This window comes from Thiomicrorhabdus arctica DSM 13458 (assembly GCF_000381085.1).
In the GTDB taxonomy this organism is placed as follows: Bacteria; Pseudomonadota; Gammaproteobacteria; order Thiomicrospirales; family Thiomicrospiraceae; genus Thiomicrorhabdus; species Thiomicrorhabdus arctica.
Window position 1 is genome coordinate 319,525 of sequence record NZ_KB905899.1, and the last position, 18,995, is coordinate 338,519.

19 protein-coding genes are annotated in these 18,995 nt (G+C 41.5%); 12 read left to right on the forward strand and 7 right to left on the reverse strand.

Annotation, left to right across the window (positions count from 1 at the left end; translation table 11 throughout):
* Positions 1 to 151: 151 nt before the first annotated feature.
* A complete protein-coding gene (gene msrA / locus F612_RS0101460; RefSeq protein ID WP_019555964.1) occupies positions 152 to 1,480 on the reverse strand; it encodes a peptide-methionine (S)-S-oxide reductase MsrA in 1,329 nt (442 codons plus the stop codon).
* Between the two features lie 306 nt (positions 1,481 to 1,786).
* On the opposite strand from msrA, the gene F612_RS0101465 reads away from it, so the two are divergent.
* The 9 genes from F612_RS0101465 (at position 1,787) to F612_RS0101505 (ending at position 11,814) form a co-directional block, all read left to right on the forward strand.
* On the forward strand, positions 1,787 to 2,374 hold the full coding sequence (locus F612_RS0101465) for an NlpC/P60 family protein (protein WP_019555965.1): 588 nt from the start codon (positions 1,787 to 1,789) through the stop codon (positions 2,372 to 2,374).
* Positions 2,375 to 3,147: 773 nt separating this feature from the next.
* On the forward strand, positions 3,148 to 4,281 hold the full coding sequence (gene carA, locus F612_RS0101470; protein WP_026329561.1) for a glutamine-hydrolyzing carbamoyl-phosphate synthase small subunit: 1,134 nt from the start codon (positions 3,148 to 3,150) through the stop codon (positions 4,279 to 4,281).
* An 18-nt stretch (positions 4,282 to 4,299) separates the two neighbouring features.
* Positions 4,300 to 7,515 (forward strand): carbamoyl-phosphate synthase large subunit, encoded by a 3,216-nt coding sequence (gene carB, locus F612_RS0101475; RefSeq protein ID WP_019555967.1) that lies wholly within the window; start codon positions 4,300 to 4,302, stop codon positions 7,513 to 7,515.
* A gap of 108 nt (positions 7,516 to 7,623) precedes the next feature.
* Entirely contained in the window at positions 7,624 to 8,106 is a 483-nt protein-coding gene (gene greA / locus F612_RS0101480; RefSeq protein WP_019555968.1) for a transcription elongation factor GreA, read from the forward strand.
* 116 nt (positions 8,107 to 8,222) lie between these two features.
* Complete coding sequence (locus F612_RS0101485; protein WP_019555969.1) at positions 8,223 to 8,702, forward strand: DUF4149 domain-containing protein; 480 nt, start codon at positions 8,223 to 8,225, stop codon at positions 8,700 to 8,702.
* Between the two features lie 131 nt (positions 8,703 to 8,833).
* Positions 8,834 to 9,190, forward strand: a complete 357-nt coding sequence (locus F612_RS0101490) for a hypothetical protein (protein ID WP_019555970.1) — start codon at positions 8,834 to 8,836, stop codon at positions 9,188 to 9,190.
* Positions 9,191 to 9,357: 167 nt separating this feature from the next.
* Positions 9,358 to 10,125 carry a ferritin-like domain-containing protein gene (locus tag F612_RS0101495; protein ID WP_019555971.1) on the forward strand — a complete coding sequence of 256 codons (768 nt, stop codon included), beginning with the start codon at positions 9,358 to 9,360 and terminating at the stop codon, positions 10,123 to 10,125.
* 47 nt (positions 10,126 to 10,172) lie between these two features.
* Positions 10,173 to 10,871 carry a class I SAM-dependent methyltransferase gene (locus tag F612_RS0101500; RefSeq protein ID WP_019555972.1) on the forward strand — a complete coding sequence of 233 codons (699 nt, stop codon included), beginning with the start codon at positions 10,173 to 10,175 and terminating at the stop codon, positions 10,869 to 10,871.
* A gap of 7 nt (positions 10,872 to 10,878) precedes the next feature.
* Positions 10,879 to 11,814, forward strand: a complete 936-nt coding sequence (locus F612_RS0101505) for an ROK family protein (protein WP_019555973.1) — start codon at positions 10,879 to 10,881, stop codon at positions 11,812 to 11,814.
* Positions 11,815 to 11,848: 34 nt separating this feature from the next.
* On the opposite strand, the gene F612_RS0101510 is transcribed toward F612_RS0101505, so the two are convergent.
* Positions 11,849 to 12,313 carry a hypothetical protein gene (locus tag F612_RS0101510; RefSeq protein ID WP_019555974.1) on the reverse strand — a complete coding sequence of 155 codons (465 nt, stop codon included), beginning with the start codon at positions 12,311 to 12,313 and terminating at the stop codon, positions 11,849 to 11,851.
* 259 nt (positions 12,314 to 12,572) lie between these two features.
* Here F612_RS0101510 and F612_RS0101515 point away from each other — a divergent pair, with 259 nt between their 5' ends.
* Positions 12,573 to 12,905, forward strand: coding sequence for a thioredoxin family protein (locus F612_RS0101515; RefSeq protein WP_019555975.1), 333 nt, complete (start codon positions 12,573 to 12,575; stop codon positions 12,903 to 12,905).
* Here the strand turns inward: F612_RS0101515 and F612_RS0101520 are convergent.
* From F612_RS0101520 to F612_RS0101540, 5 genes are all read right to left on the reverse strand, one after another.
* Positions 12,902 to 13,762 carry an SDR family NAD(P)-dependent oxidoreductase gene (locus tag F612_RS0101520; protein WP_019555976.1) on the reverse strand — a complete coding sequence of 287 codons (861 nt, stop codon included), beginning with the start codon at positions 13,760 to 13,762 and terminating at the stop codon, positions 12,902 to 12,904. The genes F612_RS0101515 and F612_RS0101520 overlap by 4 nt on opposite strands.
* Positions 13,763 to 14,027: 265 nt before the next feature.
* Positions 14,028 to 14,270, reverse strand: a complete 243-nt coding sequence (locus tag F612_RS0101525) for a hypothetical protein (protein WP_019555977.1) — start codon at positions 14,268 to 14,270, stop codon at positions 14,028 to 14,030.
* 167 nt (positions 14,271 to 14,437) lie between these two features.
* On the reverse strand, positions 14,438 to 14,929 hold the full coding sequence (gene greB / locus F612_RS0101530) for a transcription elongation factor GreB (protein ID WP_019555978.1): 492 nt from the start codon (positions 14,927 to 14,929) through the stop codon (positions 14,438 to 14,440).
* A gap of 56 nt (positions 14,930 to 14,985) precedes the next feature.
* Positions 14,986 to 15,444 carry a hypothetical protein gene (locus F612_RS0101535; protein WP_019555979.1) on the reverse strand — a complete coding sequence of 153 codons (459 nt, stop codon included), beginning with the start codon at positions 15,442 to 15,444 and terminating at the stop codon, positions 14,986 to 14,988.
* Between the two features lie 352 nt (positions 15,445 to 15,796).
* Positions 15,797 to 16,921, reverse strand: coding sequence for an NAD(P)/FAD-dependent oxidoreductase (locus F612_RS0101540; RefSeq protein ID WP_019555980.1), 1,125 nt, complete (start codon positions 16,919 to 16,921; stop codon positions 15,797 to 15,799).
* Positions 16,922 to 17,288: 367 nt separating this feature from the next.
* Here F612_RS0101540 and cobU point away from each other — a divergent pair, with 367 nt between their 5' ends.
* Together cobU and cobT are read left to right on the forward strand one after the other, a co-directional pair.
* Positions 17,289 to 17,813, forward strand: a complete 525-nt coding sequence (cobU, locus tag F612_RS0101545; protein WP_019555981.1) for a bifunctional adenosylcobinamide kinase/adenosylcobinamide-phosphate guanylyltransferase — start codon at positions 17,289 to 17,291, stop codon at positions 17,811 to 17,813.
* Between the two features lie 90 nt (positions 17,814 to 17,903).
* The gene (gene cobT, locus F612_RS0101550) at positions 17,904 to 18,992 is read left to right on the forward strand and encodes a nicotinate-nucleotide--dimethylbenzimidazole phosphoribosyltransferase (protein ID WP_019555982.1); all 1,089 of its coding nucleotides are present in this window, start codon (positions 17,904 to 17,906) and stop codon (positions 18,990 to 18,992) included.
* Positions 18,993 to 18,995: the final 3 nt, after the last annotated feature.

The window sequence follows — 18,995 nt, forward strand, 5'->3', positions numbered from 1 at the left end:
CGCATGTCACGACATTGATGACCTTTGAGGTTAAGTCTTAAAGTGGTTAAAGTGGTTACAGTGGTTACAAAAGTTTATAAAAAAGGCGCCTTCAGAAGGTATCTGAAGGCGCCTTTTTAATTGGGCTGAGTGGTTCTGTTTTGTAAACCTTTTATTTAGAAGGTTCATCCGGAATAAATTTTAGAACATTGCCGTTAATGCAATACCGCTTATAGGTCGGTGCCGGACCGTCGTTAAAAACATGGCCCAAATGAATGCCAGAACTGGCGCTTCGTACCTCAGTGCGTTGCATGCCATGATCATTATCGACATGTTCGGTAATCGCACCCTCAATAGGGTTGAAGAAGCTTGGCCAGCCGCTATTACTTTTGAATTTAGTATCACTTCTAAATAAGTGGGCGCCAGTCACTGGGTCTACAAAGTAACCAGGACGGGTCTCATCAAGGTGAGAACCTGTAAATGCACGTTCAGTACCTTGTTCAAAAGCAATAGCACGTTGCTCTGGTGTCAATAATCTAAAACCTAGCCATTTCCAAAAACGGGGCGTTTCGCCGTTATAACCGGTATAGCGAGAAACTTCTTTGCCATTTTCAAACAGGACAATGGTTGGCGTTGCAAACAACGCTTTTTCTAACTCCCAACCTTTGGGTGGGTTAGGGTTTAAGGTCGCAATAATCGGAGTCTCCGCTTTCCAGGAGTTCAGGATGTCGTGTTTGAATTTCTCACAAAATGGGCACTCTTCAGCTTCAAAGACAATCAGTTGACGGTCCTGATTCAGATTTTTTGCTTCTAATCGAGTATGTTGTTTGGTGGTAGACCCTGGATAGGCCACCCCCGTTCCTCCTAAACCACAGTAACCATTTGGATTCTTTTTGAGATAATCCTGATGATACTCCTCTGCCGCAATGTAATTTTTAAGAGGGGCAATTTCGGTGGTAATCGTAGGCAGACCCGCTTTGGTTAACGCAGGTTGGTAAATATCTCTGGTTTTTTCAGCAAGGATACGCTCTTCTTCGGTTTGGTAGTAGATAGCACTGCGGTAATTGGTACCGATATCATTTCCTTGACGATCACCTTGGGTAGGATTATGGCTTTCCCAAAAGGTGATTAAGATACTTTCCAAATTCACCAGGTCTGGGTTATAGGTTACTTTTATAACTTCTGAGTGGTTGCGTTGAGTAGAGCGCCCCAATTGGATTTTCCTCTCCAATCCGAGTACGTCTTGATACCCCGCATTTTGTGCGTCACCACCGGCATAGCCACTTTCTACGTCGACTACGCCATTGACTTCGGACAGACGTTTTTCAGCGCCCCAGAAACAACCCATACCTAGCACAATGGACTCAGTATGCATTTTGGTAAGGTTGGTATCGTTTTGGTCTGGCATATCAGGCTCCTTGGCACAGCTTTGTAGGCTTAGGGTTAAAGGCAGTAAAAATGCCAAAATCCATTTAGATAGTTTTGAAGTAGGCTGTCGCATAAGATTGTCCTGCTTTAATTTGCATATAAATTCTATAATTGATTATTTAAATCACTCTCTTTAGTAAGAGACACGAAAAGCTGGAAAATCTTTCTTAAAATGAATTTATGACTTGATTATAGTAAAGCCTTACTAAGGCTACATGTGGATTTATTATAAAAGATTCTAGCTTAAGTGTTATTCATAGGCGGTTTGTCATTTTTGTGACAAAATAAGCGGGCATAGGACATGTTAAAATAGCTCGGTCATCGTTTTTAACAGGCCTGGTAGCTTGATACTGAATGTATGCAATAAATGGAAGCTTTAATGAATAGATCAAAACTAAGTGTTTCTAAAGTGCTTATCTTCAATGCGTTTTATGAGCCGCCTTTAAGTCACTTAAAGGCGGCTAAGATTTTATTGAAGTATATGTTGGCGTTGACGTTAGGCACCCTAGTTTTGACAGGTTGCTCTAACACGCCCCAATATGTGAATCAGCCGTTACAGTCCGTGCCGCTAGTCAGTCCTGTAGATCTGGCAAATTCATCTAAAGTTAAGAGCCGTTTACTGCGCCAATATCAAGATTGGAAGGGGACACCGTATCATTATGGTGGTACTTCACGTAATGGTGTGGATTGTTCAGCCTTTGTTCAGAATACCTTTTATTCTCAATTAGGTTATAAGTTACCGCGTACCACGCGTACTCAAATCAAAATCGGAAAAAAAGTCACTAAGTCGAATTTAAAAGTGGGTGATATTGTTTTTTTCAAAACCAGTTCTAGGTCATTGCACAATGGAATTTACATTGGCGGATCCAAGTTTATCCATGCATCGAGTAGTCAGGGAGTAACGATTTCGAGTTTAAATAACCTATACTGGCGAAAGATTTATTTGACCTCGGTTCGAGTTCGTTAACATCTCATAACCCCATATTCAAAACGGTTACCTTAGCAGATTCTTTGGTGCTGATGAGGTCCCGTGACGTTGGATATTAATCCCAAAAAATAGAAAGGTATTTGGCAATACGTGTGATAAGTAACCCATACTCAGTTATAGCCGTTTGATGACTAAATGGAGGAGAAGTAACCCTCGAAACTCAATAAAATATCAACTCTCTCTGTCATAAGGCAGCGGTTGAGATAGGGTGGGCAATGCGTCAAAAGAGCCTTTCATGACATCGTTGTCACATAAAAATTGTTTATTGAATTGTATAAACTAAATACCGATATCACATCTTGAGCGTGAACCCGTCTAGAGTGAAGAGGTCTCATCAAAGCAGCTGAACTTGATGTTACGTTAAGTGAGTTATAAAAACATTGAGAGTGTGTAAGAAAACATAATTAAATGCATGTTGTTTTCAGGTTAAATAAGGCCTGAAAATAAAAATACTTACCAGAGCAAGTCCGTATGTTTATGTCAAAAAAAGCTGACTAAATAGCCATTTTAAACGGTTTTAGTTATAGACAAATCTTGCCTAAACAAGTACAATTCGGGCAATGAATTATTGCGATTAAAATTAAGCACAAGTGGCTTTTACGGAGTATTTGGCAGAGATGACTAAAGTCATTTAGCAAACTAAAAAACGGAGTGAGCCCTCAACGGGGGGCTGGCTCCGTTTTTTTGTATGCGCTGTTAGGAAAATCGTAAAGAAACTTTTTTAGTTTTATCTAACCTGGATGGATGAATCAATGACACAAGCTTTGCTGGCTTTAGAAGATGGAACCCTTTTTTGGGGTGTTTCGTTAGGCGCGGAAGGTGAGACGACTGGAGAAGTCGTCTTTAACACTTCGTTAACGGGATACCAAGAAATCTTAACGGATCCTTCGTATTTCAAACAGATTGTTACTTTAACGTATCCACATGTTGGCAACACCGGCGTGAATACTGAGGATGAAGAGTCCCCTCGTATTATGGCCCAGGGTCTCGTCATCAAAGACTGCCCTGTTCGTATGAGTAACTTTCGTGCTGAGAAAACGTTGCCGGATTATCTAAAAGAGCAAGGCATTGTTGCTATTGCTGATATTGATACCCGTAAGTTAACGCGTTTATTACGTAACAAAGGGGCTCAATCAGGTGTGATTGTTGCAGGCGATAATATTGATGCCGAAGCTGCTGTGGCGAAAGCAAAATCTTTCAGTGGTCTGAAGGGTTTGGATTTAGCGAAAGAAGTGACAACGCCTGAGACATATAGCTGGACAGAAGGTTCTTGGAAGCTGGGTCAGGGGCACGCAGATTGTTCAGCGAATAATGGCTTCCACGTAGTTGCTTACGATTATGGCGTAAAGCGTAACATCCTGCGCATGATTGCAGATCGTGGTTGTAAGTTAACGGTTGTACCAGCAAAAACAACTGCGGCAGAAGTCTTAGCCATGAATCCAGATGGGATCTTCTTATCAAACGGTCCAGGCGATCCAGAGCCATGTGATTATGCAATCACAGCGATTCAAGACATATTGAAAACAGAAGTGCCAGTCTTTGGTATCTGTTTAGGGCATCAGTTGTTGGCTTTGGCCAGCGGTGCGAAAACCCTTAAAATGAAGTTTGGTCATCATGGTGCTAACCATCCGGTGCAAGATTTAGAAACCAAAAAGGTTATGATTACTTCGCAAAACCATGGTTTTGCCGTGGACGGTGACTCACTGCCGTCAAATTTAATTGCAACACACAAGTCATTATTTGATGACTCATTACAAGGTATCTCGCGTACAGATAAGTCAGCATTCAGTTTTCAGGGGCATCCAGAAGCAAGCCCAGGTCCACACGATGTTGCCCCTTTGTTTGACCAATTCATCGAAAACATTAAAACCGCTAAAAACGCGTAACGGATAATAGGAAATAGAATGCCAAAAAGAAGTGATATAAAAAGTATTATGATTATTGGTGCTGGCCCTATTATTATCGGCCAAGCATGCGAATTCGATTACTCTGGAGTACAAGCGTGTAAAGCGCTTAAAGAAGAGGGTTACCGTGTCATCCTAGTCAACTCTAACCCAGCTACGATCATGACGGATCCTGATATGGCTGATGCAACCTATATTGAGCCAATTGAGTGGCAAACGGTTGAAACCATCATTGCGAAAGAGCGCCCTGATGCGATTCTACCGACAATGGGTGGGCAGACTGCATTGAACTGTGCGTTAGATTTAGATGCGAAAGGTATTCTAGAGAAATATAACGTTGAGTTAATCGGTGCCAATGCTGACGCGATTGATAAAGCTGAAAACCGTGACCGTTTCCGTAAGGCGATGACTAAAATCGGTTTAGATATGCCGACTTCCGATGTTGCACATAACATGGAAGAAGCTTGGAAAATTCAAGCGCAAGTTGGTTTTCCAACGGTTATTCGTCCATCGTTTACTTTAGGTGGTTCTGGTGGCGGTATTGCATACAATAAAGACGAATTTGAACAAATCTGTAAATTTGGTTTAAACATGTCTCCGACCAGTGAACTATTGATTGAAGAGTCAATTGAAGGTTGGAAAGAGTACGAGATGGAAGTGGTTCGCGATAAAAATGATAATTGTATTATCGTTTGTTCAATTGAGAACTTGGATCCAATGGGCGTTCACACGGGTGACTCAATAACGGTTGCACCCGCGCAAACATTGACGGATAAAGAGTATCAAATCATGCGTAATGCTTCTATTGAAGTTTTGCGTGAAATCGGTGTAGAAACGGGCGGTTCTAACGTCCAGTTCGCCATAGAGCCTAATACAGGTCGTATGATTATCATTGAGATGAACCCACGAGTCTCTCGTTCATCGGCTTTAGCGTCTAAAGCGACCGGTTTCCCGATTGCCAAAATTGCAGCGAAGTTAGCGGTTGGTTATACGCTCGATGAACTTTCAAATGATATTACGAATGGTGCAACTCCGGCCTCGTTTGAACCGACAATTGATTACGTTGTCACTAAGATTCCACGTTTTACATTCGAAAAGTTTCCACAAGCGCAAAATCGCTTATCTACTCAGATGAAGTCTGTTGGTGAAGTGATGGCGATGGGGCGTAACTTCCAAGAATCTATCCAAAAAGCGCTTCGTGGTTTAGAAACTGATAAGAATGGTTTTGATGAAATCATGCCATTGGCAACCATGGAAGAAAAAGAGATCAAAGACAAGTTACGTCAAGAATTACGTAATCCTGGTGCTGAACGTTTATGGTATGTCGCTGATGCGTTTCGTGCGGGTTGGGATTTGGATGCGGTTTTTGAAAGTTCTAAAATTGATCCATGGTTCCTTGCACAAATTAAAGATTTAATCGACATTGAAGACAACGTTAAACAACGTGGGCTAGATGCGCTAGACGAAGTTTATTTACGTAACCTTAAGCGTAAAGGGTTTTCGGACAACCGGCTTGCTAAATTATTGAATACCGATGCCGCGTTTATTCGTAAATTCCGTCACACGTTAAATATTCGTCCTGTCTTCAAGCGGGTCGATACTTGTGCCGCAGAGTTTGAAACCAGTACGGCTTATTTGTATTCAACATACGATGAAGAGTGTGAAGCCATGCCTACTAATCGTGACAAAATCATGATTTTGGGTGGCGGACCTAACCGTATTGGTCAAGGGATCGAATTTGATTACTGTTGTGTTCACGCGGCAATGGCCATGCGTGAAGATGGTTATGAAACCATTATGGTCAACTGTAACCCTGAAACGGTTTCGACCGATTACGACACCTCTGATAGACTGTATTTTGAGCCGTTGACGTTAGAAGACGTATTGGAAATCGTTGAAGTTGAAAAACCAAAGGGTGTAATTGTTCAATACGGCGGTCAAACACCATTAAAGCTTGCAGTCGCGTTAGAAGATGCGGGGGTACCAATTATAGGAACCTCTCCTGAATCAATTGATTTGGCGGAAGATCGAGAGTGTTTCCAAAAAATTCTAAATGATTTGGGGCTGCTTCAGCCACCTAACCGTATCGCAACCAATGCCAGCGAAGCGGCTGCATTAGCGAAAGAAATTGGTTATCCATTAGTCGTCCGTCCATCTTATGTTTTGGGTGGACGTGGTATGGAAATCGTTTATGACGAAATTCATTTGAATCGTTATATGCAAGCTGCCATTGATGTTTCTAACGAATCACCTGTCTTACTAGATCGCTTTTTAGATGATGCGATTGAGTTAGATGTTGATGCCATTTGTGATGGTGAACAGGTTGTTATTGGTGGAATCATGGAACACATTGAACAAGCTGGTATTCACTCAGGAGATTCAGCCTGTTCTTTACCTCCATATAGTATTTCAGAAGAGATTCAAGACCGTATTCGTGAGCAAGTAACTAAAATGGCGTTTGCTTTAGGGGTTGTTGGTCTGATGAATACACAGTTTGCCGTTAAAGGTGATGATATCTATGTATTGGAAGTGAATCCTCGTGCATCACGTACCGTGCCATTCGTTTCTAAAGCGATTGGACATCCTTTGGCGATGATTGCGGCTCGTTGTATGGTCGGACAAAAGCTTGAAGCTCAAGGTTTTACTAAAGAAATTTCTCCCGTTCATTACTTTGTCAAAGAAGCGGTCTTCCCATTCATTAAGTTTTTGGGTGTGGACCCAATTCTTGGGCCAGAGATGAAGTCAACAGGGGAAGTCATGGGGATTGGCGTTAACTTTGCGCAAGCTTATGCAAAAGCTCAGTTAGCGGCGGGTACGATATTACCTCGTTCTGGAACAGCCTTTTTGAGTGTGCGTAAAGCAGACCGAGTACAAGTTATTGACCTAGCGAATCAGTTGATTGCTAAAGGCTTTAGTGTGGTTGCTACGCGTGGTACAGCCTCTTCATTAACGGAAGCGGGTGTGGTATGTAAAATAGTCAATAAGGTGACTGAAGGTCGTCCTAACATTGTCGATTCAATTGTTAACGAAGAAATAGCATTAATTGTGAATACCTCTGATGGTTCAGGCAGTATTCAAGACTCTTCGAGTATTCGTCGTGAAGCATTGATGCATAAAACATGCTATACCACGACGATTGCTGGCGCTTTCGCAATGGTTTCCGCAATGGACTATTTAGATGATCAGCCTGTAACGCGTTTACAAGATATTCACTAAATTCATTTAGTACCAAAGCGCCGAAGCCTTTTTAAATAAGCTTTGGCGTTTTTTTAATTTGGCTTTCTTGTCGTGTTTGGTATAGAAAATAGATAAAGGAATGGGGTTATGCAAAAGCATCCTATGACAAAAGAAGGCGCTGATGCGCTGCAAACAGAATTAACAAAACTTAAAAAAGAAGATCGTCCGAGAATTACCGAAGCGATTGCGACGGCGCGTGAACATGGCGATTTAAAAGAGAATGCGGAGTATCATGCGGCCCGTGAAGATCAAGGTTTGATTGAAGGCCGTATTCAACAGATTGAGGCCGTTTTAAGCCTTGCTCAAGTGATTGATGTGACTAAATTAGCTGCAAATGCGAATGGTAAAGTCATTTTCGGCGCAACCGTGACGGTTTTAAATGTTGATACTGATGAAGAGTTAACTTACAAAATTGTCGGTCATGACGAAGCGGACATTAAGCACAATAAAATATCCGTTAATTCGCCTATTGCGCGAGCCTTAATTGGTAAGCAAGAAGAAGATGAAGTCATTGTTGCTGCGCCAAAAGGGAATATTGATTATGACATTCTAAAGGTTCAATACATCTAAACTTTAGACGTACTCAACCTCACAATAATGCCTGCTGCAATGCAGGCATTATTGTTTTAAGGGGTAAATCGATGCCTTATGTGGTCGAGAAGATTGGTTAAGTAAGGAGTCAAATTTTGAAAACTAATGATACTCAATTACCCTATTTTAAGTTAGCGTCAGTATGGGTAATGGCTTTAGTCAGTCTCTTGGTGACGATTGGTTATTTAGTGACGCCGATTTTATTTTCAGCATTGCCTCAACATCAAGCAGGAGAACTCGCTGGACTTCTATTTAATGTGGCTAGCTTGATTGTTTCTGGGAGTCTTTTTTTATTGATTGCATTTTATGCATTTTACAAAAAAAAACCAAAAAACGTTAAAAGTTTAGGCTTGAGTTTAGGTTTGTTAATGACATTGCGTTTTTGGATCTCGCCTTGGATGGCTGAAATTAAAGCGCATAATCCTTTAGGTATTGATCATAATTCTGCCGATTGGTCTTTATTTGCAAGTTTACATGGTGCCTATCAAATGGGCTATTTGTCCATTATTTTATTGCTGTTATATTGGAGTTTAAAGACCCTTTTTGGGAGAGTAATAAAACCCTTTAACAAATAATGATTTAGCTATAAAAAAAGCTTATAAGCATTTCATTATTTTCTAACTCGATTACGCTTGCAATTTGGCATAAAACCAGTCAAAATTATCTGGTTAAAGAAACAAATTAAAACTTCGGAGTTTATTTTAAAATGAAAAACTTAACACTTAAAGCGCTATTCATTTCTGCAATTGCAGCTCTATCAATGAATGTTCAAGCTGAAGCTACAACTTACGACCAATGTATTACTGATAGTGAAAATCTGATTGCTCTTGCAGTTAAAGAAGGTTCAACTGCAGCACGTGCATTTGAGCAAAAAACTGAAGTTTCAGCTTGTATGGCTGAACTTTCTAAAATTGAAGCTAAATATGGCGACAAAACTAAAGGTGTTAACCCTTCTTCAGTGATGACTCCAGCAGATCGTAAAAAGTGGTCAACACTTTTTGATGCGATTGATACTAAAAAATACAAAGGTGTTCGTTTTTTACAAGCGACATACTACCGTTAATATAACGCTGTAGTTTTTGGTTCAAAAAAACCGGTCTTAGACCGGTTTTTTTGTTTTTGAGAAGCATAAAATACAATGGAGCCGTTAAAAAAACGGTTAGGTTGATCAGAGTTGAATCCAAAGTGAAGCAAAATAAGAATATTTTTACATCGGTCTATGAATGTTTAATGGAAACCGACTTAGACCTTAAAATATCAAAAGTCGCGCAGTTGCAAATCGATTGGGCTGATGAACAGTTTGAATTTTCTTCGAGTGAAACGGTTCTTCGAGTTTCTGATCCTGGGCGCCCTAAAAAACCTTTACTGGTTTCTCCCAAAGAGTTACCAAAAAGACGCCTGGGGTCACCTGAAGGTCATGCGGCGTTAATGCACTCAATCGCGCATATTGAATTTAATGCAGTCAATTTGGCTTTGGATGCAATTTATCGTTTCCAGGACATGCCTAAAAGATTTTACTTGGACTGGTTGGGAGTCGCGGGTGAAGAGTCCTATCATTTTCAAATGATTCGTGAGCACCTCTATCATTTAGGTTATGAATATGGCGATATGGTGGCGCATGATGGTTTGTGGATGACGACCTATGAAACTGATCATGATCCATTGGTGCGAATGGCTTTAGTGCCGAGAACATTAGAAGCGCGTGGTTTGGATGTCACGCCGCCCATGATTCAAAAGTTACGCTCTATCGGCGACAAACGTGGCGTCGAAATTTTGAAAATTTTATTGCAAGATGAAATTGGTCATGTTGAAGTCGGCAGTCGCTGGTTCCGTTATATTTGTGAAGAGCGCCATTTAAATCCTTTCAATACCTTTCAAGCGATTATTGAAAACTACTATCATGGCGACTTGCGCGGACCTTTTAATTACGAAGCGCGTGCACAGGCCGGATTTTGTGAGCAAGAGATTGCTTGGCTTAAAACCCTTAATCAGCCTTAATCAACTCAATAACAACGCCATGATGGCCTACAGACCTTTAACCGACTATGACCCCTAAACTGACAGCAATTCAACGCCTGCGTATCCAAACTCGGCATCGAGTCTCTATTGAAAATTATGGTTATCAACCGCAAGCTTTATTTTGGAGTAGCCAAGAAATCCAAGAAATTCGCTTTCAGAAATTGATTGAAATACTGCCACAAAATTATTTTAAATTGGGTTCATTTGAAGATAACCAAGCCTGGTCATTATTGGATGTTGGTTGTGGTTTTGCAGATTTACAGCGTTATATGCTAAAGCGGGGCCTATTTTCTGATTATTCAGGGATTGATGTCTCTGCGGATATGGTGCGTGGTGCGAAAGGTATGGCACCAGAGCTAAATGTATTGGAAGGTGAACTGTCTGATTTTGACTATGTTACTGAGCAGTTTGATTATGTCATGCTCTCGGGGGCGTTAAATGAAGTGGTTGAGACGGAAGTCGAGGGTTTAGCCAATCAACAGGGCCGTTATGCTCGAAGCGTGATCGCGAGAATGTACCAACTTTGCCGTTACGGTGTCGCGTTTAATTTACTGGATCGACGCTTTGCATGGCATGAGACTCGTACGGATTTACAAAGTTTTTATCCGCAAGAAATTATGGAGTATTGCCATAGTTTTGCCAATCAGGTGACTTTGGTTGAGGGGTATCTTGAAAATGACTTTACCGTTTATTTACATAAGCCACCTAGTGGTCAAAGAGGTTGAGTAGGGTATGAGTCTGATTCGTTTTGGTATTGATTTGGGTGGGACAAAAATCGAAATTATCGCTATTGACGCGTCTCAAGAAGCAGGTCTTTCTGGCAATGATAATGTTCTATATCAAAAACGGATAGAGACACCGAAAGGCGATTACGTCGCCACATTGAATGCCCTCAGCCAACTAGTTTTAGAGGCTGAAGAGATTCTTTCCCAAGTCGGCTCAGTGGGGATAGGCATTCCGGGCTCCATCTCCCATAAAACGGGCAGAATCAAAAATGCCAATTCGACTTGCCTAATCGGCCAAGATTTACAGGGCGATCTTCAGCAACGCTTAAATCGTCCCATCGCTTTAGCCAACGATGCCAACTGCTTTGCCTTATCAGAAGCTGTAGAAGGTGCAGGTCAAGGGGCTGAAATGGTGTTTGGTGTGATTCTCGGGACGGGGTGTGGCGGCGGTATTGTCGTGAATGGTCAAATACTCAATGGCATAAATGCCATCGGTGGTGAGTGGGGGCATAATCCACTGCCATGGTTAGGAGCAAATGAATGCCAGTTGCCTTGTTACTGTGGTCTAAATGGCTGTAATGAAACCTTTCTCTCCGGTTCTGCTTTAGAAGCTCATTATTCAATGCGAATGCACTTAATAAACTCAGTGGGTCGGATCAAAACGGCAAAACAGATTGTAGCGTTGAGTTTACAGGGTGATGAAATTGCTCGAAAACTTATGCATGATTACACGATTTGGTTAGCGAAAGGCTTGGCCAGTGTGATTAACGTGATTGATCCTGATGTGATTGTTCTGGGTGGCGGAATGTCGAATATTCATAGCTTATATACAGATATTCCTAACATATGGGCTGAATGGGTTTTTAGTGATCAAGTTAATACGCGTTTAGTGGCTCCTAAGTTTGGCGACGCCAGTGGTATACGTGGCGCCGCCTGGTTGTAAGCTTTGATTAATGTTTAGAATAATTGAATATCGATTACCAACCAAGCATATCTTTCATTCTTTGCTGGAATCCTCGAGTATCTTCATTAGGTTGAGGCCTTTTGTCTGACCCTTCGCGGGTGTAACCTCCGTCACGGTCTTCATAGCGATCATTATCACGTTGTTTATCGTGTTCATCGTCACGGTCTTCGTAGCGATCATCATGCCGTTGTTTATCATGGTCTTCGTCACGGTCTTCATAGCGATCATTATCACGTTGTTTATCGTGTTCATCGTCACGGTCTTCGTAGCGACCTTGCTTATTATCATATTCACGATTGTGTTTATCATAGGCTGACCCACGTTTGTCCTGCATTGTGGATTTATGCATTTCTTTTTGCTCATAAGTCGGCGCTTGGCCTTGACCTGCCCATTGAGGCTTGTCAGCATATACTGGCGCTGAGGCAAATGTGACAAACAATGTAGAAGTCAAAAGTATTGATAAAAGCGGTTTTTTCATTGGGATATTTCCTGAATTTAAGAATAAAGTACTCTAAAAAGTATTCAACTTATCATGCTTATGCGAATTAGCACTGATTTTAATTTTACACTTTGGTTATAAAAAAACAATAGAATGAGTAAGCGAGATGATATCAAAAGTGATGTTGTCATTTTTTGCAAAGGTTTCAGCTTTTGAAACGATCTCACTGACTTGTTGTCGAAGAGTTTGCACAGTAGGCTAAGCGACAAACTTATGTGGAGTTTAAATAGGAGTGAACATGGAGAATATTGAAACCTTAGAAGCCCTTGATGCCTTAAAGCAATCAGAAGAAGGCTTGTTGATTCTTTTTGGGGGTAAGGAGTGTAACGTTTGCCATTCCATTAAGCCTAAGTTGATTGCACTCATGCAAGAAAACTATCCAAAAATCAAAATGGTCTACGTAGATTGTCATGTGGTGATAGAAGTTTGTTCACAAAATGGTGTTTTATCGTTGCCGACCTTACAGGTGTTTTTTACAGGACAGCGATTTATTGAAGAGGTGCGTACCTTTAGCTTACAGAAAGTCATTCAAGAAATTGCACGACCTTATTCAATGGTTTTTGCAAATTAACGTTTACCATCACCACCCGCTTTAATGAGTAGAAGGTCTAAAACACGGTTCGGTAATAGTCGTTTTAAAATGGCAAAGGCAATGGTCGGTACCGTCACACGATAGCGAATTTTAGGTTTTTGCTTTTGCAAAACGTGCAACACACACTTGGTCACGGCTTCTGGCCCTAACGTAAAGGGGGCACTCGGTCCAACGGTTTCTAAGCGAGCCAGCATAGCTATATAACTGGCTTGATGGGCACTACCTTGCTGAGGAATCCAACGCTTAAACTGTTCGAAGGCATTTTTTCTGAAGTCAGAAATAATCGGCCCTGGTTCAATCAAACTTACCTGAATATTATCTTTTTTAACTTCGAGCCTTAAGGTGTCTGCAAAGCCTTCAATCGCAAATTTGCTGGCATTGTATGCACCACGATACTGCATGGCTGCAAAGCCTAAAATAGAGCTGTTATAGATGATTTTCCCGCCTCCTTGCTTGCGCATAATCGGGACGACTAAATTGGTTAGCTCCTGGGTACCAAATACATTAGTTTGAAACTGATATTCCATTGCCTCACGGCTTAAATCTTCCACTGCGCCCGGTAGTCCAAATGCTCCATTGTTAAATAATAGATCGATTTTGCCTTGGCTTATTAAGAGTGCTTGATGTAAACCGGAATGGATTGATTGGCTATCTGCCAAATCGAGTTGTAAGCAGGTGAGGCCATCTTCGTTCAATCGTTTGACATCTTCCTCCTTTCGACAGGTGGCAATCACCTGATACCCCATAGAGTGTAGGCGTTTGGCACAATGATAACCCATGCCCGTTGAACACCCTGTGATTAGGATTTTGGTGGAAGATGGTGAGTGTGTCGTCATATGTAAGGCTCTTCATTCAATTGGATATATTGATTATAGGAGGTTTAACCTATAACGGTTTAATTTACTCAATACTCAGTTCTTGACCATTACAGGACGACGTCAGAACTCTATATGAGTTTAGCTGAGCGTTAAAAAAATCTTAGAAGCTGATATTATCATTAGCTTAATCGAGCAATCCTCGATGCAGTTTGATACCGTATGTTTACGTACGATGGTATCAAGCCATGACTAAAGCTCTTAATGAGGTATTTTGCAACGCGGGTTATTTTTGAATAAAAGTACGATATAGAAATCGACCAAAGATAAACAGTGATAAGGCCATCCAGGGATAAATGAAAAACAGCATCATTTCATAAAATGACGTTAAAGGTGCTTCTAGGTGTTGCAGACCTTCAATCGTGAGCATGCCATCTTGAGCATTCGACAATACAATGAGAGCGACCAGTAAAACGACGGCACCGATCGCGGCGCTTGAGTAAAGAAACAGTTTTGACCAAATGTCCATGAGCTACCTTTTAAAGAGAAGAGAGGAATAAGTTGTTAGTGATTTTACCGCTAAAGTGATTAAATAAGAAGCGAGTGTTGGGTTTGAATGATAGCGATATAAACCGTGACGTAGCAAAAATTTTGTGTGTTTAGCCTGGTCTAGTCAACGTATGAATTAGAGGGGTCTCAAACCTTTTCAAATGGTTTATATTGGATCGCATTAATGAACCAGTTTTGTTTACCAACGGGTGTTTCAACCGTTACTTCATCATCGACTGCTTTACCTATCAGAGCTCGTGCCATGGGCGAATTGACACTGATGGCATTTTTCTGTGGATCAAATTCATCGGCCCCGACAATTCGGTATTGAACGACTTTTCCAGCCTCATTTTCCAACTCAACCCACGCTCCAAAAAAGACCTTGCCATCTTGTTGCGGAGAATATTCCACAATATGCAAAACATCCAAGCGTTTTCTTAAAAAACGTATACGTCGATCAATCTCTCGTAAACGGCGTTTGCCTTCCTTATATTCGGCATTTTCAGAACGGTCACCATGGGCTGCGGCTTCCGTGACGGAAACAGTGGTTTCGCGGCGTTCGACCCGCCAAAGGTAATCAAGTTCTTTTTCAAGCTTGGTGCGACCTTCTCGGGTAATTAAATTGGCTCGGCTAGTCATGGGTAATAGATTCTATTGGTGGACGGTGGATAAATAGGACTGTGAATAAAGATGAGTTATTCAGGATACCAAGGTAACTTGTCAGACTCAGCTTGTTCATATAGGCGTTTAAAATCTGGTTTTAGCTGTTTTACCCACTCCTGTGACTCGGCTTTTTCGCAACCACCTATTTTTGCTAACAGTTTATTTATGGTATGTTCGCGCTCTGTTTTAAAGGCTCTAACATCTTCATTAATATAGTCTTTTATAAAGTTATTGGCGGTAATACTGTATTTAGTGACATATAAACGATTTACTTCATGAAGATTTGTAGCCGTACTAATGCCACGGCAGCGTTTATTATAAGAATCTGTTTTAAGCGCGACTTCAATTAAATCTATATGCAGTTGCAACGCAGCATCTGTTTTCATAAGTGTTTCAGACGCCTGCGCTGAACTGAATAGATTGAACATTACGCTAAAAAATAGTAGCGTAATGGCTGGAATAACGCGAGAGCGGTCGAACTGATTCGGCATGAAATTTCCTTTATAGGCTGTGGATATGAACAGCAAACCTGAACAAAAAGCCCGAATATAAACTTAATGAGTATATTGGTAGTGTAAATCAATGGCTAGAAAAACGCAGAAGGATTTAAGTCTTCGAAGTCAGATAGCTTTAACCCAAGTCATAAAAAGTCCTTGAGGGTTGATGGTTTAAATAGGGTCGGTGACGTCGTAAAGTGAACAATGAACTGATCAGCTAAGTCGATAATGACTTGAACGATCGAAAACAGTGATTCATGTCGAGTGAGTTCAAGCGAAAATAGGACACTTTTCTTTAAACAGATCTCTATGGCATCGCAAGTCTCTAAAAGAGTATGAGTAAGGGTTATCGATACTGACGTAAATACAGCCATTCGAAAGCACGTTTGGCATAATGCAATACACGACAAGGCGGCAGTAAAGTGGCACCTTTTTCAGTACGTCGAATCAAAATTCCATGTTTTAGGGTATCAACGATGCAGAAAAGTTCGTGTTTAAACGGTTCAAAATCAGATTGACCGTTTAAAGATTTTACTAAGTTTTTAGAGGCCGCCACCGCTTGTAAATCTGCGGCATGGGCTTGTTTCGCTTGCCAGTCTGGGCCAGGGAATGATCCCGCATCTCCAGCGACATATACATTGTCATAGCCTTCGACTTTTGCATTCATGTCGGCGGAAATCATACCTCCAGCCGACTTGGGTAACTCGGAATCAGCTAGCCACAAAGGACCTGTCATGCCAGGCATAAACAGAATTAAATCTGCGGAAAACTCACCCCCTTCTGTTTTGACGAGCTTCTCTTCAAAACCAATCATTTTGTGACCTAAGTGCAGCTCAATGCCTTGTTTCGTCATTATTTTGGTTAGGTTAGCAGGTACTTTTGAGCCTAAACGTTTTCCAGGTTCTGGAGCCGGATTGAAAAACACAATTTTGAATTTATCACGACGACCTTGCTTACGGAGCAAGTTATCAATTCCAAAGAGGAATTCAAACATGGGTCCGCCCCGCATCGCGGATGGTTCGTTTGGATTTCCACCAAAACCAATGGCAATGGTGCCACCACTCATACCGTCTATGCGATCACGAATTTTCTCCGCCGCCGGAATGCCTTCACAAGGGGTAATGGCATATTCTATGCCTGGTAGTTTTTTAATGAAACGACCACCCGTGGCAATAATAAGTCCGTCATTATGATATTCACCATCCTCCGTTACGACGGTACGACCACTATGAATAACATTCTGCACGCTACCTTCCACAAATTGAACATTCTGACGATTAAAGAAATTATGTAAATTAACCCGTAAATCATCGCCTTTTCTTAACCCCGAAGGAATCCAGATAAGGCTTGGATAATAGAGCATCTCTTCTTTTGGTGAAATGACTGTAATGGTGGCTTTTGGCGCATGTTTACGGGTTTGTTTAATCGCGGTTAAAGCTGCAAAGCCTGTGCCTAGGATGGTAATATTCATAGTGTATACTCAACAAAATAATCATTAATTTGATTTAGGTGGCTGTCAGAAATGTCTATATAGGTGAGTTGTATAGGAGTCAGAGACGAGAAATCAAGGGTAAAAAACTTAACTGACTAAGATGACAACTTGTACATAGCAGGCTTAACGAGTGATCATTTATCGCAATCACCCAGGGTACCTTGGGAATGCAACAAATAACAGCGATATTTTGGCCATTTATATCCGTTTATGGTCTCGTGCAAAAGACTGACTATAAAGGCATTTCAATTTTATCTTTGAATCATAACAAAAATAACTTATCTCTACGCTAAAATAGCCGCTTAAAATAATTAATTAATAAGTCTCTTTTGAGGAGAAAAGTTTGGTGCGTTTTATATTAGGGGGTGCTCGGTCTGGCAAAAGTCGTTATGCCGAAAGCTTGGCAAAAACGGCTGAAGAATCAGGTCAACAGGTGTTTTATCTCGCAACGGCGACGAGTTCTGATCGGCAAAATCACGCGGATACGGAAATGTTGGAGCGCATTAAACGCCATCAAAGTGATCGCCCTAGTCATTGGCAAACCATTGAGGTGCCGATCAAATTGGCTGAAGGTTTAGTGGCTTTGGATGATAAAAAAAATTGTATTTTGATCGACTGCTTAACCTTGTGGACCCTTAACTTACTCGAAGAAGAGTGTTTCCAGGTTGAAAAGAAAGCGCTTCTGAATATTTTGCCAAATTTAACCGCAGACATTATTTTGGTGAGTAATGAAGTTGGCCTTGGCGTTGTGCCAATGGGCAAGTTGACGAGATGTTTTGTCGATGAATTAGGTTGGCTACATCAGGCCGTTGCAGAACAGGCAGAGACCGTGACTTTTGTCACAGCAGGACTGCCAATGCATCTCAAATAGTCGATTGACTGAAGTTAATATGCCGCGCAAAACAAATCTCAACTCCCTTTAAAACACTGTTAACGTAAATTAAAAAATGAGTCTCCATTAATGAATGACCACAATTCTTGCCTTGAAATCAAAGCCATTGACACTCTCGCGCAACAAAATGCAATACAACGACAGAGCCAGCTTACCAAACCTCCGGGTTCTCTAGGTGTATTGGAAAGTATTGCGATTCAATTGGCGGGACACCAAGGGTTAGTTTGTCCGCAAATAAATCGTCCTTGGGTTACGGTATTTGCCGCGGATCATGGTATTGCCAATGAAGGCGTCTCGGCTTTTCCTGCGGTGGTGACGCAAGAGATGGTGAAGAATTTTTCAGCAGGTGGTGCAGCCATTACTGTTTTGGCCAAAGCCAATGACGCGGCTTTTGAAGTCGTGGATGTAGGCGTATTGGCCGATGTGACAGAAGAGGGTAAAAAGCCATTTCCCAACCTTATCTCTTGCAGAGTGGCGGCTGGGAGTTTTAATTTTTTGCATCAAGCAGCAATGAGTAATGAAATGCTTTATAAAGCACAGAATGCAGGATGTTTAGCGGTTGAAAGGGCTTTAGAACAGGGTGCTGATCTGTTTATTGGTGGCGAAATGGGGATTGGTAATACAACCTCTGCAACGGCCATCATCGCTCAGATATGTAATGTTGCCGTGACGGATATTGTCGGTATTGGCACAGGCATCCATTCCGAGCAAAAGTTGCACAAAATTAAAGTGATTGAGCGTGCTCTGCAAATACACCAAGCCGATATGACTTCACCGATGCAAGTACTAACCTGTGTGGGTGGGTTAGAAATTGCAGCTTTAGTCGGGGCTTATTTGACTTGCGCTGAGCAAGGTTTAACTATCGTGGTTGATGGCGTGATTGCTTGTGCTGCCGCATTAATCGTATGTGAAGTTGCACCTCAAGCAAAAGGTTGGATGATGTTTGGTCATCAGTCGATAGAGCCGGCCCAGCAAGCTGTGTTTCACCATTTGGATGTTAGGCCGATATTAGATTTATCAATGCGTCTAGGAGAAGGGTCTGGAGCCGCCATGGCGATTCCCGTGATTAAGATGGCGTGCCTATTGCACGCGCAAATGGCCACCTTTGATGAAGCGGGCGTCTCTGAATCAGACGAGGTTATGGATAAGAATGGATAAAAT

Excerpts from the sequence above, each read along its gene's own strand:
- msrA (WP_019555964.1), bottom strand. The coding sequence starts at position 1,480 with ATGCGACAGCCTACTTCAAAACTATCTAAATGGATTTTGGCATTTTTA.
- F612_RS0101465 (WP_019555965.1), top strand. The coding sequence starts at position 1,787 with ATGAATAGATCAAAACTAAGTGTTTCTAAAGTGCTTATCTTCAATGCG.
- carA (WP_026329561.1), top strand. The coding sequence starts at position 3,148 with ATGACACAAGCTTTGCTGGCTTTAGAAGATGGAACCCTTTTTTGGGGT.
- carB (WP_019555967.1), top strand. The coding sequence starts at position 4,300 with ATGCCAAAAAGAAGTGATATAAAAAGTATTATGATTATTGGTGCTGGC.
- greA (WP_019555968.1), top strand. The coding sequence starts at position 7,624 with ATGCAAAAGCATCCTATGACAAAAGAAGGCGCTGATGCGCTGCAAACA.
- F612_RS0101490 (WP_019555970.1), top strand. The coding sequence starts at position 8,834 with ATGAAAAACTTAACACTTAAAGCGCTATTCATTTCTGCAATTGCAGCT.
- F612_RS0101495 (WP_019555971.1), top strand. The coding sequence starts at position 9,358 with ATGGAAACCGACTTAGACCTTAAAATATCAAAAGTCGCGCAGTTGCAA.
- F612_RS0101500 (WP_019555972.1), top strand. The coding sequence starts at position 10,173 with ATGACCCCTAAACTGACAGCAATTCAACGCCTGCGTATCCAAACTCGG.
- F612_RS0101505 (WP_019555973.1), top strand. The coding sequence starts at position 10,879 with ATGAGTCTGATTCGTTTTGGTATTGATTTGGGTGGGACAAAAATCGAA.
- F612_RS0101510 (WP_019555974.1), bottom strand. The coding sequence starts at position 12,313 with ATGAAAAAACCGCTTTTATCAATACTTTTGACTTCTACATTGTTTGTC.
- F612_RS0101515 (WP_019555975.1), top strand. The coding sequence starts at position 12,573 with ATGGAGAATATTGAAACCTTAGAAGCCCTTGATGCCTTAAAGCAATCA.
- F612_RS0101520 (WP_019555976.1), bottom strand. The coding sequence starts at position 13,762 with ATGACGACACACTCACCATCTTCCACCAAAATCCTAATCACAGGGTGT.
- F612_RS0101525 (WP_019555977.1), bottom strand. The coding sequence starts at position 14,270 with ATGGACATTTGGTCAAAACTGTTTCTTTACTCAAGCGCCGCGATCGGT.
- greB (WP_019555978.1), bottom strand. The coding sequence starts at position 14,929 with ATGACTAGCCGAGCCAATTTAATTACCCGAGAAGGTCGCACCAAGCTT.
- F612_RS0101535 (WP_019555979.1), bottom strand. The coding sequence starts at position 15,444 with ATGCCGAATCAGTTCGACCGCTCTCGCGTTATTCCAGCCATTACGCTA.
- F612_RS0101540 (WP_019555980.1), bottom strand. The coding sequence starts at position 16,921 with ATGAATATTACCATCCTAGGCACAGGCTTTGCAGCTTTAACCGCGATT.
- cobT (WP_019555982.1), top strand. The coding sequence starts at position 17,904 with ATGAATGACCACAATTCTTGCCTTGAAATCAAAGCCATTGACACTCTC.